A 17,733-nucleotide genomic window follows, 5' to 3' on the forward strand; every position below is an offset into this window, starting at 1 on the left:
AATAAAAAAAATTCCGGCTCGAATAAGACGCAAACACTGAAAAGTTATATATTTTTACAATAATTGGGTTGGTATAAATATATTGTTTACCAACTTAGTTAGTAATATTAATTGAGAGCTATGGACTGAAAGGAAAATTATACTTAATTCTCAACTTAAATACCTAGTATTTACTAAGTGGTGTGTGTAAAAATGCTTATCAAACTACAATATCCTGCTGTTTGCTGGTTAATATCTGTTGTTTTTCTAACTTTAGCCAATCCAGCATATCCTGAACAACCGTTAGTCAAAAAAACTTTAGTACGCTCAGGTGAAGTCTTCCAAGAAATTCAAACATTGAATCAGCTACAGCTTCCTAAAACTGATGCTTCATATTTATGGAGAGTACCCAGACAGAATAAATTTCCTGAACTTAGTCAAGCAAATACAGATGTAGTATTAGTTACGGATGTTCAGGTGAACTCTACTGATAAAGGCATAGAGTTAATTTTAGTCACAGCTAATTCTCTAAAGCTACAAGTTTCACCGAAAACTCAGGGTAATTCCTATATTGCAGATATCCCTAATGCCAAGTTGCAACTAAGAAGTGGGGATTTTAGACAATCAAAGCCAGGAGCCGGAATTGCATTAATTACAGTTGCAAATTTAGATGCGAACACATTGCGAGTAACGGTGACTGGGGAAATGAGTGCGCCTGCGGTGGAGTTGTTTGATAGTACAAAAGAAGGTTTAGTTTTTGGAGTGACCCCTAGTACTTCTAGTGCTCAACAGCCAACAACAACGCCAGGACAAAAACCATCTACAACAGAGCCAGAAAAGCCCATTGAGTTAAATGTGACTGCTCCACCAGATACAAATTATCGGGTACCAGATGCCACTACTGCAACGAAAACAGATACGCCATTACGTGATGTTCCTGCTTCGGTTCAGGTGATTCCTCAACAAGTTATCGAAGAGCAACAACCGCGTAACTTAATTGGGATACTCTCAAATGCTGGCGTCGTCCAAAATAATTTTTCATCTCGAATTGCAGACACTTTTTCTATTCGAGGTTTTAGAGCCAGAAACGTTTATAGAAACGGTGTCAAAGACCGCTTTGCAGATGTTGCTGCTTTATCAAGTTCGCTGACAAATATAGATAGAGTAGAAGTTGTTAGAGGGCCAAACTCTGTAATTTATGGTCAAGTCAATCCAGGTGGGATCATTAATATAGTTACTAAAAAGCCTTTGAGTCAACCTTACTATGCCTTAGAGGTAAGGCGTGGTGCTTATGAACTTTTTGAACCTTCACTTGACCTTTCTGGTCCTGTGACAAAAGATGGCAGTCTGTCGTATCGTTTAAACACTTCTTACAGAACCACAGAAGACTTTACTGATTTTTATAATGAAAAGCGTTTTTTCGTTTCGCCTGTTGTTAATTGGCGTATCGGGAAAAATACAAATCTAACTTTTGATTCCGAATATGAAGACATACAACAGTCGCTAGGTACTGGTTTGGAGCAGATTGCTAGTGCAACTATACTTCCTAACCCAAATGGCAAAATCCCTATTAACCGTTTTTTAGGGGAACCGACTGATTTCTATAACCGCCAGCTTCATAGATATAATTACAATCTAGAACATCGCTTTAACGATAACTGGTCTATTAGTAATTCATTTCAAGCTGCATTTTTAACCCTTGATTTACGTGAAACATCTGTTACCAGTCTACTGGAAGCAGACAACCGCACTATCGAAAGAGATCTGACTACTTTTCCAAAGCCAACAGAGTATGAAGCTTATACTTTAGATACTCATGTTATTGGTGATTTTAACACTGGTAGTATTAAACATAAACTTTTGGTGGGGTTTGACTTATTTAGACAAACCCGAAGAACTAGTGTACTTAGAACAGCTGCCGCCCCTCTTGATGTTTTTAACCCAGTGTATGGTCAACCACTAGGTGATACTCTTGGAGGAGTTGATGTCTACTTTAGAGATGATGCTTTAGGCTTTTATCTTCAAGACCAAGTGACACTTGCCAATAACCTCAAACTGCTTGTGGGTGGACGTTATGACTTAGTAGAGAATGAGTTTGCTAATCGGATTGCCTCAACCGCGAGTGTACAGTCTGATTCTGCCTTTAGTCCAAGGGTAGGCATAGTTTATCAACCCATAGCGCCTGTCTCACTCTACGCCAGCTACAGCCGCTCTTTTGAACAAGTAACGGGTGCAGATAAAAATGACAGCCTTTTTAAACCACAACTGGGTACTCAGTATGAAGTGGGCGTTAAGACTGATTTATTCGATAACAAACTCTCAGCAACACTTGCTTTATATCAACTGACACTAACTAACATTTTGACTACCGATCCAACCGATCGCGATTTTGAGGTACAAACAGGAGAACAAAGAAGTCGGGGAGTAGAACTGAGTGTCACCGGAGAGATTCTTCCCGGTTGGAATGTGATTGGCTTTTACGGTTATACAGATGCACGCGTTACCAAAGACAATGATATTCTAGTCGGGAATCGACGAGTAGAAGGAGTACCAGCTCATGTCGCTAGTTTGTGGACAACTTACACCTTTGGTACTGGCTCTCTCAAAGGTTTTGGAGGTGGAATTGGCTTTAACTACGTTGGAGATAATAAACCAGATAATTTTGATACATATACGATCCCAAGCTACTTTCTCACCAATGCAGCTCTGTACTATCGTCAGAATAACTTTAGCATTGGACTCAACTTGAATAACATATTTAATGTTCGATATTATGAAGCAAGCTTTGACTATCTCCAAAGAATTATTCCTGGTCGTCCGTATACAGCAGAGTTGACAGTGAAGTGGGAACTTTAATGAGAACAACTCATTGGTTAGCTAAGTGTTTTGTCATATCCCTGCCCCTTTTAGGATTGCTTGCTGTGGTAGTGTGGCTAAACGGTTGTTTCTTTTTTAATTACCCAAAAGTTAGCCATAACAAGAGTGTTTCTTCTTTAAGTCAGGTTCGAGTAGTTCAGCACTTTATGGGTAAGACAATAGTTCCTGCTCATCCTCAACGAGTTGTTGTACTTAGTGGTAGTTGTTTAGAAAATGCTTTGGCGTTGGGGATCAAACCTATAGCTGCCTCAAAGTCATTTGTCTCACAGTTGCAGCGATTAGTAGGCCCGCTATCAGGTATTGAAGATGTAGATTGGCTCTCTCCTAGTATCGAAAAAGTCTTGTTTCTCAAACCAGACCTAATTCTTGGTATGCATTTTCATCAAGATATTTATCCACTGTTATCACACATTGCACCCACTGTTTTGGCTCCTCCTGGAACCACTGGAGCTTGGAAAGAATCTTTTGCTTTCACAGCCAGTGTTCTGGGTAAAACTAAAATAGCCCAGCAGGTAATGGATAATTATTATGCACGTTTGACACAGTTTAAAGCAAAAATGGGTGATCGCCTGAACACAACTTTAGTCTCGGTTGCCGAATTGCGTACTGATGCACTTTGGCTGTGGGCGAAGGCAAGTTTTTCAGGAGTTATTCTTAAAGATGCAGGTGTTGCACGTCCTTACTCTCAAACTTTGGATAGTCAAGCAACCCTAAGTCTAGGGGGTGGCCCTGCTGCCTATGCTTTATCAGAGGAACTCCTGAGTGAGTTAGATGGGGATATTTTATTTCTAGTATCAGAAGACGCACTGGGCAAAAGGGATTTACACCCAATACTTGAGCAACTGAAAGCAGAACCGTTGTGGTCAAAGTTGAAAGTTGTCCAACAGGAAAAAGTTCATGAGGTGGGGTTTTATTGGGTTCAGTTTGGCCCCCTTGCAGCCAATCGGATGATAGACGATTTGGAGCGATATTTAGTTAAACAGCAATAAACTATTTGAAAGTTTTTTAGGAGGGATTATGTTGAACTTGAGTGCAATTAGTAATGCAACTATGCAGTCAATTCCTTATAAATGGATTGTGTTTGAAAACTTGCTTGACACTTCAGTACAATCTGAATTAGCAAATAGTTTTCCTACTACAAACTATAAAGAATATCATGCTAGAGACTTTGAGCCAGATGGATACCCGGAATATACATATAATGACTACAGGTTTTTTGCACGCTGCATTCTGGATGAAAGTAAGTACAAAGGTCTACAAGATATCAAGGATCTGAGTCTTAGTTGGCAAAAATTGATTGAACAACTTCTCACTCCTGATTATCGAGAGGCGATGGAGCATCTGACTAATTTGGATTTGAAAAACCATTCACTAACAATTTATTTAACACGACATGATTTAGGGTTCTGGAACCGTCCTCATACAGATATCCTGCGTAAACATGTAACTCAACTTTTCTATTTAAATGAAGGATGGAACCCAGAGTGGGGAGGGTGTTTCCGAGTTCTCAAAGATAATCAGACTACATCTGTAGTTAAAGAAGTTCCACCATTGCCTCAATATTCAGTTGCTATTGTACGTTGCGATCGCTCTTGGCACATGGTTTCCCCTATTTCCTTGAATGCAACTCAACACCGTTTGCATCTACAGACTTGCTTTTGGCTACCAGAGTCTTAGGTTATTGTTTAGCAAATTCTGAGGGGAATTTTGCTCAAAATACTAATACTAACTAATTTAACCATGAATTCTTGCATTGACTATATGAAAAGTGATGGCTGCGGCGGGCTACGCCAACGCTTTTATTCTTGCCCTTTTTTAGCGGAACTTAAACAAAAATTAAGCCAAAATGTAGCCCAAACTAGATTTATAAGTAAGAAGCAAATACGTCACGATGAACGCTCAACCAATCAAAGAAGCGAAAATAAATGGCTGTTCTAAAAGCATCTATTGCTTCAGTAAAAGTGTTTAAAGGTTTCGACGCCCACCTTCGTCTTAACCTGTACAAAAATAAATAATGGTTCCTCCTGACTTCTGAACCTACTATCTCTTGAGCAATACAACAAAAAATTTACTTGTAAAAATCAGTCTGCCTCAGGAATAAACTTGAGCGCAATCCCATTCATGCAGTAGCGTTGGCTAGTAGGGGGAGGGCCGTCGCCAAATACATGACCTAGATGACTACCACAACGACGACAATGCACCTCAGTTCTGGTCATATTATATGATTTGTCTATAGATGTACCAATTGCCCCTTCTATGGGAGCGAAAAAACTGGGCCAGCCTGTACTACTGTTAAATTTAGTATTAGATGTAAAAAGTGGTAGACTACAAGCTGCACATATATAAGTACCCTTAGTATCTTGCTTATCAAGTGGGCTAGTACAAGCGCGTTCAGTTCCATGTTGACGCATTACTTCATACTGTTCTGGCGTTAAAATTGCACCCCACTCTTCTTCAGTTTTGATGATTTCAAATTCACTATTTGAAGTTGTCATAATTGCCTCATAAAACTAGCACGACTTATTTCATTCCAACTATTTGTGTAGTATATCAAAATAGTTAGTAGATAAGGCGATCGCATTTCTATGACTTTTATGATCTATGCGTTAATTTTAGGCGTTCTGCAAGGATTAGAGTTGAGTTTGTATTTGGCTGGCGATCGCTTTTATAAATCCCTTGGTTAAAAGGTTTCTTTTCTGCATCTATGAAGCGATCGCCACAACTTACTCTTTTCGGACTATTCTGTAGCTATTATGACATCCGATGCTTTAATCACAGCGATCGCTTTTCTCTCTTCAAGTTGGAGATACTTGCTAGTAATGAGGATATTGCTTTGATGTACAAGTTTTGCGATCGCGCCAGCCCGGAATTGTCAGATCGTTGGCGCGATCGCATAGATAGTATTTCTGGCAAACGTTTCGACTTCCCCACTTACAGCTATTTTCAGGTAAATAGACCACGCGTTAGGGGCGCAAGGCCTTGCACCCCTACAACAGATGTGGTTCAAATACTTGAATTCTGCTGTAAGTTATTTTCATTTAGTGTAAGGGCATTACCTAAATCTGCACTGGCAAAGACATCTGCCTTTTCCTGTGCTAACAACCTATCTTTCAATATCTATCATGCAATAAAGCTGCCCATCTTTAAGCGATCACCCTACCTACCACTTTGCATTCCTTTGAGCCAATCATTATCTTGCCAGTAATAAGCACAAGCGATCGCTTACAATAGCGATTTTGATATAGTGTGGGATCGCCCAACCCATGAGCGGAATTGACCGAGATATCACGCCAGATCCCCGACTAAGCCTAATTGATCGCCATTTGCCTAATACCCCTCAAGTCCAACGACTGCTGCACAGAGAAGGCAGAGCGCATGTATTTAGCGATCGTGAAACCCTAGAACTAGTGATACAAGCTATTATTGGAGGGGGAGAGCGAACTGGAATAGATGATGAAGACGACGATTACGAACGATATGGACTCTACTTTTCAGAGCCGATCGGTTACATAATTAAAGCAGATGGGAGCCAAACCCCACTTTACTACGGTGAGATCAAAATCGTGAAAACGACAGGTGAGTATCATGCAATCCCACGCACCAGACCTCGCAGAACAAGCTAAAACCTGGAAGTTTTTAGAACTGTGGGTTGATCCAGTTCTTTTTCCACCTAAGATTCTCATGTTAGTTGGCGATCGAGATGGGACTTGTCGTATTTTTAACCCTGCATCTGATTATAAACTTATAGTCACTCACTCTAACTATCAAGCCGCCCAAGAATGGCTTCTTGAAGATGAATATGAACGAGTCAAGGGGCTACTTTTGGCTGAAGAAGTTCTTTAATCCACCTAGGGAAACCCCATCGCCCTTGGCGTCTCCCCTTGGGTAGGTAAATACTGCTTTTGTGGTGATTTGGCAAACTTTTTTGATTGTGCAATGATCATACTTGACTCCAATTGTAGGGGTTAAATGAAAGGCGATCGCCCTCGGTTAAGAGTCTGCGATCGCCTTTCTTATTGTAATATATAGTATATTTTTATACTTATCTCTAACTATCTAAATATTTTTACATAGATTTAGTTATGAGGAATTGGTGTAAATATTATTCGGCTGGCTTTATTTTAACTGGTAAACCAAGTACAACAGGGTAAAAGGAGCCAGTTCGTTGGAAAGCCAGCGCTTTTTACCTATTTTAGATGTTAGCTTTATTTCCTTTACCCGCTATTCCATCTTATGTTTAACCCACTACAAACAGTCACCCTCCACGCTTTTTTAACAGCTTTGGTAGAATTAGATTCTCCTTTACCAATAGCTTTACAGCAGGAAATCAATAAAGTTGGTGAAATGCTTGCAAACGCACAAAATGATGATGCTCTTAACCGCTTGATAGAATTGGCAGAAAATGCGATCGCAACGATGATCCTAGAAGAACTTGAAGATGAACATCGCTGGGATGAGTTGTTTGCGCGTTCTCCAGATATGTTAGCAAAACTTCGGACAATTTTGAGTTGATGGAATCGACAATAAAGCTATCGAACCATTAAGTTGTTTAGCCATCTTTTATAACTGATTCCAATTGTTGAGATAGCGAATGTGTGTCTTTGAATGTTGAGGCAGGTAAGTAGACTGTAAATTGAGTACCTCTGCCTACTTGACTGTAAACATTGACAAAACCACCGTGATTCTTAATAATCCCCAACGCTGTAGAAAGTCCTAAACCTGTACCTTTGCCTACTTCTTTGGTAGTGAAAAATGGTTCAAAAATCCTTTGCTGGACTTCTGACGACATCCCCATACCAGTATCCGTCACCACGATCGCAATATAAGAACCCACTTTCGCATCAATATTTATCTGAGCAGAATGTTCGCCAATCACTAGATTTTCCGCCGCAATCCTAAGAATACCGCCATTGGGCATAGCGTCGCGGGCGTTGATTACCAAGTTTATCAATACCTGATGTAGTTGAGTTATGTTTGCACGAACGTACCAGAGATTTTTAGGGATATCTATCTGGCAAATAATAGATTTAGGAAATGTTTGAGCGATAATTTGCTCAATCTCTGCCATCAAAAGCTGAATTTGCACAATTGTCCGTTTATCTTCAATACCCCGTGCAAAAGATAACACTTGTTTAAGCAAATTAGCACCGCGTTTGACATTATTTTCTAAAGTTTGCAGTATTTGCTGACTCTGCGAATCGGGCAATTTCTTCTGCAACAGTTGAACTGACATTAAAATTGGCGATAGTATGTTGTTGAGGTCGTGAGCGATACCGCCAGCTAGAGTACCGATACTCTCCAAACGTTGCGATCGCAGAAGTTGAGCTTCTAGTTGTTTCTGCTGCGTAATCTCAGTGTTCACACTCAAAATGGATTTGGGTTGTCCATTATCATCTCGGATCGGTGTCCACCGACTTTCAACAATAATTACTTTGCCTTCCTTTGTCAGTTGATGCAACTCACCCTGCCACTCACCTGTATTCATCACCCTCAAGTAAGCATCTTCTAACTGTGGTGAAATCTCTTTATATAAAAGTTGTAAAACATTCTTACCCACAACTTCCTCAGCTTTCCAGCCGTATAGACGTTCAGCACCTTTATTCCAAAATAAGATTTGGTTATGGATATTTCGCACCAAAATCGCATCAGTCGATACATCTAACAGCAACCCTTGTTCGCGAATTTTCTGTTCTGCCTGTTTTTGCTGGGTTATATCTCGCGTCAGTGCCAAATGGATGAACGTGTGATCAGATTCGTTACGCAATGGTACGGCATGAGTTTCGATGTAGCGGCGAGTGCCTTTAAATCCCACGATTTCAAACTCCAAAGTCCCCTTATTACCTTGACAGACATTTTTATGCAAGTCGGCAAAGGCGGCTTTATACTCTGGCACAATTACGGCATCAACTGGTTTACCAATCAAGATATCAGCACTTTCCACTTCCATCATTGCCAACCCTTCTGCATTAATTTCTAAAAGGGTGCCATCTCTAGCAATTAACTGGATGCATTCTGGTTCTGCATCTATTATGGCTCGTAAACGATTTTCGCTTTGGCGTAGGGCCAGTTCTGTCTGCTGAAGTTGCCTGATATAACGCCACAATAAATCATACAGCAGCGCCACCAGCACCAAATCCACAATTGCAGCGATAAAAAATGTCACTATCGCCTTTTGGGAATTTGCTTGTGACTGCTGCATTCCCTGCTGTAATAAATTTTGCTCTGCCTTCAAAGAGTCGTTAATCAGTTGTTGAATCTCTTTGCCAATTTGCTTGTCATTATCAGATAATATTTGCTGCCGAACTGCTTCTAATCCCTGGTTTGTGCTGAGGTAAATTTCTTGTTGTAAAATGTTGAGTCTGTTGGTAATTTTCGGCTCTAGCAAAGCAATCCACTGCTGCTTTTGATGGTTCTTGGCAGTTAAATTTTTGAGAATCTGAATATTGCTATTAGTTTGTTGATAAGCTGCAAGATAAGTCTGTAAATCATCTGCATCTGCTGTAATTAAATAACTACGTTGTGCAATTTCAGTATCTTTGAGTGTAAATTGGATACTTTCAATTTGGGTAATAACTTTATAGGAGTCTGTTAGCCATTGCTGGTTGTGAATCAGCTTCACAGTATTGCTATATGAGACTACAGCATTAGTAAATACAACTGCCAATGCTAGGACGAATATTGCTTTCAGCTTTTGGACTCGATACCATTTTTTGCTCATGCGATCGCCCTTTCTGCCGCAGATGCCCTCCATCAGTTAAGATTAAAGATTAAAAACAAATACTGAGAATATTTTCCGGATTTTGATAACACGGGTAGCAAAATACAATCTGTTATGGTTGTAAATCTCTAGTTTTTTAGGGATGATGATTTATACATGATATTCACAAATAAATCCGTTCATTTTTAATATAAATTCATTTTTAGCTGTAGTGTTGCCAATACAGTTCGGATCGGATAATTTGCCTATCTATAATATTTGCAGAGACGTGACAATGCAACATCTCTGATTGGGAATTTTAATTAACCCCACACTATCCGTAAATCCAAAACAAAACCAGTTGACATACTCCCCCAAATTGAATTCGGGGGATTCTAGGCTCAGACAGCGATTGCAGGCGTAGCCCGTCTGAAATCGCCTAACCCAACCATTGATGCCCCAACGGTTTGAATATTCTTAGACGCGTTGTCATCGCGCCCATTCACAGATTGACATGATGGACAACGCCACTCTCTGACCGATAAATCCAAAGTGTCTATTACATGTCCGCAGCAGAAACAAGTTTTACTAGAAGGATACCACTGGTCAATATAGACCACTTGTTTACCTTTTTTCTTCGCCACCCAACCCAAAATATCTAGGAAATCTCGAAGCGCTAAATCACTAACTTTCCTTCCCCAAAGACGCTTCATGCCCTTGAGGTTTAGCGTTTCAAAGCACAGCACATCAAATCTATTAGTTAGGTTATGCGCTAATTTCCAGAACCAATCAGTTCTGCGGTTGGCTATGTCTTCATGGGCGCGTGCTAAGTTTTTTCTTGCTCGTTCTTTGTTGGATGAACCTTTTAACTTTCTAGAGTGATGCCGATTCGCTTTCTTTAAGCAATTGAGTGATTGTTTAAAGAATTGGAGTGATTCAATCTTAGAACCGTCTGAACAAGTGAGGAATGTCTTCAGTCCAAAGTCAAATCCCGCTGTCTTACCAGTCGTGAATTTGATTTTTGATTCATCATCACTATCCACGACAATGACCACAAACAATTCACCAAGTGGTGTGCGCTTAATGGTCAAAGTTTTGATTTTCCCCTCAATCTCTCTAGAGTTCCAGTATTGATAAACCCTGTTTCCAATTCTTAAGCGATTACCACCTAAAAACTTGTACCCTGTTTGCTTTAGTGTAAATGATTTATACTTCTTGACTTTCTTAAATCCTGGCGGTCTAACACATGATTTATGGTATTTAAAAAATAGTTGGTAGGCTTTCTCTATGCGTTGGCAAATATCTTGCACTGCCTGAGAACCAACCGACTGCCAAAACTCTTTACGCTTGCGTATCTTGGCAATATGAGCTTGAAGTTTTGCACAGTTTAAGTGTTTTCCCCACATCCGATAATATCTTTTGTGGAGAGCAATACAATAGTTGTAAATTACCCCAGCGGCATTAATACTAGCTTTGAGGTATCTATTTCGCTTGTGTTGGTACAACTTAAACTTTAATGTCTTCATGTAAACATAATACCATTTATCATGTAGATAATCAATACTCATCTACATGAAAACTGTATACAATCATTACAATCACAGCTTAGGGTTAGCAACTGTTCACTTAGTCTGGATACCATGCAGGCGTAGAAGGGTATTTGCAAATAACGAAGACTTGAAATTTCGATGTATTCAAGTATTTCAGTCTGTCGCCAATGACAATAAATGGGTTATCAAAGCTTTAGAAATTGCACCAGTTCATATCCACTTGCTGGTAGAATACGATCCGCATCATTCAATTGCTCAGGTTGTGAAAGCGTTTAAAGGACGCTCCTCACGGATTTTGAGGCAAGAATTTCCTGATTACTTAAGCTTCCTAGTTTGTGGACACATTCTTATATGTTTGATACCACAGGAAAAGTCAGCACACAAAAAGTACTGGACTATATCAATGATCCACATCACGGCTGAATAAATTCAGCGCGTTCGCTTATATCCCCCGTGCTTTAGCCGGGGGCTTTACGCATCACGATTCGTAATTTCCTGTCAAGGCGCACGTCTGTAGGCTCTTACTACAATTAGCTTGACATGATTCAAGCACTATGTTAATAATAATAGTTTGTGGAAACTTTACTTCTTAATATAAGCTCTTGGCTAACGTCATTGTCATAGGTGCCCAATGGGGCGATGAAGGAAAAGGTAAAATAACTGACTTACTCAGCCGTTCCGCAGATGTTGTGGTGCGTTACCAAGGGGGTGTCAATGCTGGACACACGATTGTAGTTAAAGGTCAGACCTTTAAACTGCACTTGATTCCCTCTGGGATTTTGTATCCAAATACCGATTGCATTATCGGCTGTGGAACAGTCATCGATCCACAGATTTTGATCGCAGAACTCGACCAACTAAAAGAGTTAAATATTTCCACTGACCACCTGCTGATATCTGAGACAGCCCACGTAACGATGCCTTATCATCGATTAATTGACCAGGCATCTGAAGAACGACGGGGAAGCCATAAGATCGGCACCACAGGTCGGGGCATTGGGCCGACTTATGCTGATAAATCTGAACGTACAGGCATTCGGGTTTTAGACTTGATGGACCCAGATGGGCTGCGTGAGCAGTTGGAGTGGACGATTAATTATAAAAACGTCATTTTAGAAAAGCTTTACAACTTGCCGCCTCTAGATCCACAAGAGGTGATTGAGCAGTATTTGGGGTACGCAGAACGCTTGCGACCTTATGTTGTTGATACATCGTTGAAAATATCTGATGCGATTGGGCGACGGCGCAATATTTTGTTTGAAGGCGCACAAGGTACGCTCTTAGACTTAGATCATGGAACTTATCCCTATGTCACCTCCTCTAACCCGGTGGCGGGTGGGGCTTGCGTTGGAACTGGGGTAGGGCCGACAACGATTGACCGGGTAATTGGGGTGTCGAAAGCCTATACAACCCGTGTGGGAGAGGGGCCATTTCCCACTGAATTGGATGGAGAGTTGGGAGAATTGTTGTGCGATCGCGGTGCGGAATTTGGCACAACCACCGGACGCAAACGCCGCTGTGGCTGGTTTGATGCCGTCATCGGTCGCTATGCCGTGCGGATTAACGGCATGGATTGTATGGCGCTGACCAAACTGGATGTTCTCGATGAATTAGAGTCAATCCAAGTTTGTGTCGCATACAACATAGATGGTCAACGCAGCGAACACTTCCCCACCAGTTCTCGTCAATTTGCTAGATGTCGCCCCATCTACAAAACCTTACCGGGGTGGAAAGTGTCAACAACCCACTGCCGCACCCTAGAAGACTTGCCACAAGCAGCATTGGATTATCTCAAATTCTTAGCCGAATTGATGGAAGTTCCGATTGCGATCGTCTCACTAGGAGCCAGCCGCGATCAAACCATAATCGTAGAAGACCCTATCCACGGGCCCAAACGCGCTTTACTGCACCCCGACGGCACACCTGCTACCCTACTTAGTGCGTAAATTTGGTCATTGGTCATTAATCATTAGCAAATGACAAATGACAAATGACAAATGACAAATGACAAAGGACAACTGACAAAGGACAACTTTTATGGCTATTACAGTCGAATCTCAAAAACGTCTAGAAGGCAGCAAGCCAAGAGCTTTGCGCCGTGCTGGACTGATACCTGCCAATTTGTATGGTCATAAGGGTACAGAATCCATTTCTTTCACCATTGATGCCAAAACTGTTGAGCGCTTGCTCAAAAGAGCTTCCGTCAACAACACCTTGATTGATTTAAATATTACCGATGCACCTTGGCGCGGTAATACCTTGCTGCGGGAACTTCAGATTCATCCCGCAAAAGGTACGCCTTACCACCTCAGCTTTTTCGCGGTTGCGGGCCACGGCGACACCACTGTAGAAGTACGGCTGCGTTTTGTGGGAACTGCTGTTGGTGTTAAAGAAGAAGGTGGTTTTTTAGACACTGTTATCACTGAGTTGCAAGTGAGTTGTGCGCCAGAAAACATCCCGGAAATAATTGAAATTGATGTCTCTAATCTGCAAATCGGAGACAGCTTGCGTGTTCAGGAGCTAGTCTTGCCTCAAGGTGTCACAGTTCTTGGTGATACGGAGCAAGTCGTAGTTAGCGTCTCGCAGCCGCAAATCAGCGCTGCTGCTGAGGATGAAGCTGAGTTAGAGACTGAAACAACCTCTGAAGCTACGTAAGTGTGTAATAATTTTTGATGATAGCCAGGGGGAAACTCCTGGTTTTTTTGTATTTGAACCCGCAGAGCAAAGAGATGACAGAAGTAACTCTTCCAGCTTTTATTGAGCAAATGTTGCAGCCGGGATTTTATCCCCATCCGGTAACAGAACCCATTCAACTAATTCAAACTCACATTTCTTATGTAGTGTTGACTGGAGATTACGCCTATAAACTGAAAAAACCTGTGAATTTTGGCTTTTTGGACTTTTCCACCTTAGATAAGCGGCAGCATTTTTGTCAGGAAGAGTTACGGTTAAATCAGCGGGGTGCTGGTGAACTGTATTTAGAAGTTTTGCCCATAACTCTGGTCGGGGAGCAATACCAGTTAGGGGGAACTGTTGAGCCTGTAGAATACGCGCTGAAGATGCGTCAGTTTCCTGAAGAGTCGTTATTAAGTACACTGTTTGAACAGGGTAAGTTAAATGAGACACTCCTAGCTGAGTTAGGACGGGTGGTAGCTCAATATCATGCTCAAGCACAGACGAATGATTACATTCGCACTTTTGGCGAAGTGCCAAATGTTCGGGCTGCCTTTGATGAGAATTATCAGCAAACTGAGAAGTATATTGGTGGCCCCCAGACTCAGGCGCAATTTACAGAAACAAAGCAATATACAGATAACTTTTTTGCCGAACGTCCAGAATTATTTGCTAGCAGAATTCACAACAATTATATTCGTGAATGTCACGGAGACTTGCACTTGAGAAATATTGCCCTGTGGCACGATAAAATTTTGTTGTTCGATTGCATTGAATTTAATGAGCCGTTTCGCTTTGTCGATGTGATGTACGATGTGGCATTTACGGTGATGGATTTGTCAGCTCGGCAGCGTAAAGACTTGGGTAATGCATTTTTGAATGCCTATATAGAGCAAACTGGAGACTGGGAAGGCTTACAAGTGCTGCCATTGTATTTAAGTCGTCAGGCTTATGTCCGGGCAAAGGTGACATCATTTTTACTAGACGATCCGAGTGTACCCGCGACGGTAAAGGAAGAAGCGACAAAAACGGCTGCTGATTATTACAAACAGGCTTGGGAATACACTAAACCAAACTTGGGACAACTAATTTTGATGTCGGGGTTGTCGGGTTCTGGTAAAAGTACCACAGCAAGGTCTTTAGCCCGTCAACAAGGAGCGATTCACCTGCGTTCTGATGCGGTGCGGAAGCATTTAGGGGAAATTCCTTTGTGGGAAAAGGGTGGCGATGATTTGTATACACCGGAGATGACCGAGAAAACTTACACACGGCTATTGGAATTGGGAATTATCCTGGCTAAACAAGGTTTTTCGGTAATTTTAGATGCCAAGTATGATAAACAACAATTACGGCAAGAAGCGATCGCACAAGCTACAAAGCATCAACTTCCCCTTCAGATTATCCAATGCACAGCACCCCTTGAAGTTCTAAAAGAGCGTTTGAAGAATCGCACTGGTGATATTGCTGATGCCACTGCCGATTTATTAGCCTCACAAATGAAACAAGCTGAACCCTTCACTGAAGAAGAACAACCTTATGTAAAGATTTGGGATACAACTCAACCACAACAGGCACAATTAAAATAATTCGTAATTCTTAATGACGCTCCTGCGTCGCTAACGCTGCGCTAACGTGATTCGTAATTAAATTGAAAATTACGAATTACAAATTAGTAATTGGTTAATAAGTTTTTTATTCTATGGCAGACAAAAAGAACGACTTTTTCAGCATTTCTCCCAGCTTCTTTTCTCAACTATTATTTGGGGCATTTTTAACATTTATATTAATAATGACCGGCTCTGCACCAGCCCTGAGCATCTTCTTAGGAATCATGGGTGGTTTCATCTTAAGCTGGATCGCAAATTTAACCAATAATAGCGCCCAGGCTCCAGCTGTTGCCTCCTCTGATGGTGTTGATGCAGGATTGAAATACTGGTTATTTTTCATGCTGGGCTTTGTATATTTGGGCTATCCAGCACCCATGAGTATTTTGCTAGGTGGATTAGGCGCTTTAGCTGGAGGCTGGATTACTGCTTGGTGGGGAAGTAAGGAAGAAACTAGAACTCAGTTGCAAGTTGAAGAGTCAGAAGAGGGCGAAGTTGAACCAACAACCGAAAGAAGCAACAAACGGCAAATCAGAAGAGTTGGCCGCCGTTACCGTCGCGCTCCTGGAAGTAGCTTCAATTTCAGGTTTTGGGAAAGGTAATAATTTGGGAATTAGGCATGGGGCATTGGGCATTGGGCATTGGTCAATAATCAATAATCAATAGTTTTTCTTCCCCACTTCCTGATCTCCTATTTTCCATGCCCCATGCCCTAATAATATGTTTTTATATCTCTCTAAATTACTGCCACTATTTTTTATCCACTAGGAGTAGCGTGTGTAAGCTTAGTAGTAGCATTAGTGACTTTGTGGAAACGACCGCGGACTGCGGCGATCGCAATTGCTTTTGCCCTAACTTTATTGCTATTTTGTAGTAATGCTTGGATTGGTAAATCATTAGTGCGATCGCTAGAATGGCAAAATCTTCCACCTGCTCAAATACCTAATGCAGAAGCGATTGTGGTTTTGGCTGGCGCAACGAAATCAGCTTTTTTCCCAAGACCTACTGTCGATTTAAGTGAAGCAGGCGATGCCTACAGCGGGCTACGCCTACGCCTCATCTACGCAGCACAACTGTATCGCCAGAAAAAAGCCCCTATAATCATTCTGAGCGGCGGCCGCATTGATTGGCGTGGAAGTGGTTCGCCAGAGTCGGCAGATATGGCAACAATACTTACATCTATTGGTATTCCATCCGAGGCGATTATCCAAGAACCTGACTCTCTCAATACTTATCAAAATGCTGTAAATGTCCGCAAAATCTTATTATCTCGTGGGATTCGTCAGGTATTATTAGTAACTTCGGCAATGTATTTACCGCGATCGCTTCAGATTTTCCAGCGTCAAGGAATCAATGCTATTCCTGCACCCACTGACTTTTTAGTTAGTCAGGGTGAATTGCAAGAACTCGGTAGTACTCCCAAAGCCGCTATACTAAATTTATTACCTGATACCGACAATTTACACCAGTTTACCACCGCTTTAAAAGAGTATATTGGTTCTTTAGTTTATCGCTTACGCGGTTGGCTTTAATTAAAGTTAGGAGTTGTTAGAAAGTTATGAGTTATGAATTATGAGTTATTAATTAGGAAGTGCGGTAATTAGCTGAATTCAAAACAGACGCGATTAATCGCGTCTCTACTACTCTTAATTTTATGTCAAAAAATTTACCTTATATTATGCCAGCTGCTCAACCCCAAGTTGAGGAAGCTTTTGCCTCTTACCAAACAACCCATCAGTTTTATCACGAAGTTCGATCACGGTCAGAGTTTCAGCGTCATTGTGATTGGTATTATACCACAGCAGAAGAAAACCGCCAAGACCTTAAAAAAATGCGCGGCGAACTGAATATTTTTCAGTGGTTTCGCCGCCGATAAGCGATTTAGATGATTTCTAACTCATTTTCACGTAAATGGGCTTTAAACTTTTTACTAAATTGGACTAAAATTGGCAGATTAGCGCTTACTGGTCTGTCTCGCCATTGGGTGGTAATAGCTATTACATCGCCTTCTGTGCCTTTTATGTCAAAAGGCTGACTCCGATGTTCAGGATGATGATACACCACTACTGAATCTTTAACGCGGACGCGATCGCCAACTTTCATAACAACATTTACACCTAGCATTTTCTTTTCCACAAGTATCTGCTACAAAATATATGATTAAATCGCTTAGAATTTGATTTAATCAGCTATTTCTTGACGCTTCATCGGGGTGCAACGGCTTAACCCTCTGCGTCCAGGCACGTCTTAGCAATCCGTGCGTACTTTTTTAAGTTTTTTGCCGCGTTAATAAGTATCGCCTATAGCCTTCCTCTTTAACCCAAAAGCAGGAAAATGAAAGAAAATCAGGCGA

General features: G+C 41.3%; 16 protein-coding genes and 3 pseudogenes. 13 read left to right on the forward strand and 6 right to left on the reverse strand.

Annotated elements, in window-relative coordinates:
* The first annotated feature begins 192 nt into the window (after positions 1–192).
* From NLP_RS13645 to NLP_RS13655, 3 genes are read left to right on the forward strand one after another with little or no spacing between them, the layout of a single operon-like run.
* Positions 193–2,835 carry a TonB-dependent siderophore receptor gene (locus tag NLP_RS13645; RefSeq protein ID WP_104906857.1) on the forward strand — a complete coding sequence of 881 codons (2,643 nt, stop codon included), beginning with the start codon at positions 193–195 and terminating at the stop codon, positions 2,833–2,835.
* Positions 2,835–3,845 carry an ABC transporter substrate-binding protein gene (locus NLP_RS13650; protein ID WP_104906858.1) on the forward strand — a complete coding sequence of 337 codons (1,011 nt, stop codon included), beginning with the start codon at positions 2,835–2,837 and terminating at the stop codon, positions 3,843–3,845. The genes NLP_RS13645 and NLP_RS13650 overlap by 1 nt, the downstream gene beginning before the upstream one ends.
* Positions 3,846–3,873: 28 nt before the next feature.
* A complete protein-coding gene (locus NLP_RS13655) occupies positions 3,874–4,533 on the forward strand; it encodes a 2OG-Fe(II) oxygenase (RefSeq protein ID WP_104906859.1) in 660 nt (219 codons plus the stop codon).
* Between the two features lie 159 nt (positions 4,534–4,692).
* Here the strand turns inward: NLP_RS13655 and NLP_RS13660 are convergent.
* The 3 genes and pseudogenes from NLP_RS13660 to NLP_RS33125 all read right to left on the reverse strand — a co-directional run.
* Positions 4,693–4,852: pseudogene (locus tag NLP_RS13660) on the reverse strand (IS701 family transposase); the annotation flags it as partial.
* Between the two features lie 85 nt (positions 4,853–4,937).
* Positions 4,938–5,351 carry a peptide-methionine (R)-S-oxide reductase MsrB gene (msrB, locus tag NLP_RS13665; protein ID WP_104906860.1) on the reverse strand — a complete coding sequence of 138 codons (414 nt, stop codon included), beginning with the start codon at positions 5,349–5,351 and terminating at the stop codon, positions 4,938–4,940.
* Positions 5,352–5,628: 277 nt separating this feature from the next.
* Positions 5,629–5,787 carry a hypothetical protein gene (locus tag NLP_RS33125; RefSeq protein WP_158680369.1) on the reverse strand — a complete coding sequence of 53 codons (159 nt, stop codon included), beginning with the start codon at positions 5,785–5,787 and terminating at the stop codon, positions 5,629–5,631.
* Between the two features lie 332 nt (positions 5,788–6,119).
* Here NLP_RS33125 and NLP_RS13670 point away from each other — a divergent pair, with 332 nt between their 5' ends.
* From NLP_RS13670 to NLP_RS13680, 3 genes are all read left to right on the forward strand, one after another.
* Positions 6,120–6,479: a DUF6972 family protein gene (locus NLP_RS13670; protein WP_104906861.1), complete on the forward strand. Its 360-nt coding sequence runs from the start codon at positions 6,120–6,122 to the stop codon at positions 6,477–6,479.
* Positions 6,442–6,699 carry a hypothetical protein gene (locus NLP_RS13675; RefSeq protein WP_104906862.1) on the forward strand — a complete coding sequence of 86 codons (258 nt, stop codon included), beginning with the start codon at positions 6,442–6,444 and terminating at the stop codon, positions 6,697–6,699. The genes NLP_RS13670 and NLP_RS13675 overlap by 38 nt, the downstream gene beginning before the upstream one ends.
* 390 nt (positions 6,700–7,089) lie before the next feature.
* Positions 7,090–7,368: a hypothetical protein gene (locus tag NLP_RS13680; protein WP_104906863.1), complete on the forward strand. Its 279-nt coding sequence runs from the start codon at positions 7,090–7,092 to the stop codon at positions 7,366–7,368.
* A gap of 37 nt (positions 7,369–7,405) precedes the next feature.
* Here NLP_RS13680 and NLP_RS13685 read toward each other — a convergent pair whose 3' ends face one another.
* Together NLP_RS13685 and NLP_RS13690 are read right to left on the reverse strand one after the other, a co-directional pair.
* Complete coding sequence (locus tag NLP_RS13685) at positions 7,406–9,574, reverse strand: PAS domain S-box protein (RefSeq protein WP_104906864.1); 2,169 nt, start codon at positions 9,572–9,574, stop codon at positions 7,406–7,408.
* Between the two features lie 380 nt (positions 9,575–9,954).
* Positions 9,955–11,079 (reverse strand): RNA-guided endonuclease InsQ/TnpB family protein, encoded by a 1,125-nt coding sequence (locus NLP_RS13690; protein ID WP_104909842.1) that lies wholly within the window; start codon positions 11,077–11,079, stop codon positions 9,955–9,957.
* 46 nt (positions 11,080–11,125) lie between these two features.
* On the opposite strand from NLP_RS13690, the pseudogene tnpA reads away from it, so the two are divergent.
* From tnpA to NLP_RS13725, 7 genes and pseudogenes are all read left to right on the forward strand, one after another.
* A pseudogene (tnpA, locus tag NLP_RS13695) lies at positions 11,126–11,526 on the forward strand (IS200/IS605 family transposase).
* Positions 11,527–11,705: 179 nt separating this feature from the next.
* Positions 11,706–13,049: an adenylosuccinate synthase gene (locus NLP_RS13700; RefSeq protein WP_104906865.1), complete on the forward strand. Its 1,344-nt coding sequence runs from the start codon at positions 11,706–11,708 to the stop codon at positions 13,047–13,049.
* A gap of 91 nt (positions 13,050–13,140) precedes the next feature.
* Positions 13,141–13,758, forward strand: coding sequence for a 50S ribosomal protein L25/general stress protein Ctc (locus NLP_RS13705; protein ID WP_104906866.1), 618 nt, complete (start codon positions 13,141–13,143; stop codon positions 13,756–13,758).
* Between the two features lie 74 nt (positions 13,759–13,832).
* Positions 13,833–15,362 carry a bifunctional aminoglycoside phosphotransferase/ATP-binding protein gene (locus tag NLP_RS13710; RefSeq protein ID WP_104906867.1) on the forward strand — a complete coding sequence of 510 codons (1,530 nt, stop codon included), beginning with the start codon at positions 13,833–13,835 and terminating at the stop codon, positions 15,360–15,362.
* A 113-nt stretch (positions 15,363–15,475) separates the two neighbouring features.
* The gene (locus tag NLP_RS13715; protein WP_104906868.1) at positions 15,476–15,982 is read left to right on the forward strand and encodes a hypothetical protein; all 507 of its coding nucleotides are present in this window, start codon (positions 15,476–15,478) and stop codon (positions 15,980–15,982) included.
* A gap of 118 nt (positions 15,983–16,100) precedes the next feature.
* Positions 16,101–16,912: pseudogene (locus NLP_RS13720) on the forward strand (YdcF family protein).
* Between the two features lie 122 nt (positions 16,913–17,034).
* On the forward strand, positions 17,035–17,256 hold the full coding sequence (locus tag NLP_RS13725) for a hypothetical protein (RefSeq protein WP_104906869.1): 222 nt from the start codon (positions 17,035–17,037) through the stop codon (positions 17,254–17,256).
* Between the two features lie 5 nt (positions 17,257–17,261).
* Here NLP_RS13725 and NLP_RS13730 read toward each other — a convergent pair whose 3' ends face one another.
* Complete coding sequence (locus NLP_RS13730; RefSeq protein WP_199784860.1) at positions 17,262–17,483, reverse strand: ferredoxin-thioredoxin reductase variable chain; 222 nt, start codon at positions 17,481–17,483, stop codon at positions 17,262–17,264.
* Positions 17,484–17,733: the final 250 nt, after the last annotated feature.

It is taken from the genome of Nostoc sp. 'Lobaria pulmonaria (5183) cyanobiont' (assembly GCF_002949795.1).
Classification (GTDB): Bacteria; Cyanobacteriota; Cyanobacteriia; order Cyanobacteriales; family Nostocaceae; genus Nostoc.

Bases quoted from the DNA above. Each gene is read 5' to 3' on its own strand.
- NLP_RS13725 (WP_104906869.1), top strand. From the start codon at position 17,035: ATGTCAAAAAATTTACCTTATATTATGCCAGCTGCTCAACCCCAAGTT.
- NLP_RS13680 (WP_104906863.1), top strand. From the start codon at position 7,090: ATGTTTAACCCACTACAAACAGTCACCCTCCACGCTTTTTTAACAGCT.
- NLP_RS13650 (WP_104906858.1), top strand. From the start codon at position 2,835: ATGAGAACAACTCATTGGTTAGCTAAGTGTTTTGTCATATCCCTGCCC.
- NLP_RS13645 (WP_104906857.1), top strand. From the start codon at position 193: ATGCTTATCAAACTACAATATCCTGCTGTTTGCTGGTTAATATCTGTT.
- NLP_RS13715 (WP_104906868.1), top strand. From the start codon at position 15,476: ATGGCAGACAAAAAGAACGACTTTTTCAGCATTTCTCCCAGCTTCTTT.
- NLP_RS13705 (WP_104906866.1), top strand. From the start codon at position 13,141: ATGGCTATTACAGTCGAATCTCAAAAACGTCTAGAAGGCAGCAAGCCA.
- NLP_RS13710 (WP_104906867.1), top strand. From the start codon at position 13,833: ATGACAGAAGTAACTCTTCCAGCTTTTATTGAGCAAATGTTGCAGCCG.
- NLP_RS13670 (WP_104906861.1), top strand. From the start codon at position 6,120: ATGAGCGGAATTGACCGAGATATCACGCCAGATCCCCGACTAAGCCTA.
- NLP_RS13730 (WP_199784860.1), bottom strand. From the start codon at position 17,483: ATGAAAGTTGGCGATCGCGTCCGCGTTAAAGATTCAGTAGTGGTGTAT.
- NLP_RS13675 (WP_104906862.1), top strand. From the start codon at position 6,442: ATGCAATCCCACGCACCAGACCTCGCAGAACAAGCTAAAACCTGGAAG.
- NLP_RS13685 (WP_104906864.1), bottom strand. From the start codon at position 9,574: ATGAGCAAAAAATGGTATCGAGTCCAAAAGCTGAAAGCAATATTCGTC.
- NLP_RS13655 (WP_104906859.1), top strand. From the start codon at position 3,874: ATGTTGAACTTGAGTGCAATTAGTAATGCAACTATGCAGTCAATTCCT.
- NLP_RS13690 (WP_104909842.1), bottom strand. From the start codon at position 11,079: ATGAAGACATTAAAGTTTAAGTTGTACCAACACAAGCGAAATAGATAC.
- msrB (WP_104906860.1), bottom strand. From the start codon at position 5,351: ATGACAACTTCAAATAGTGAATTTGAAATCATCAAAACTGAAGAAGAG.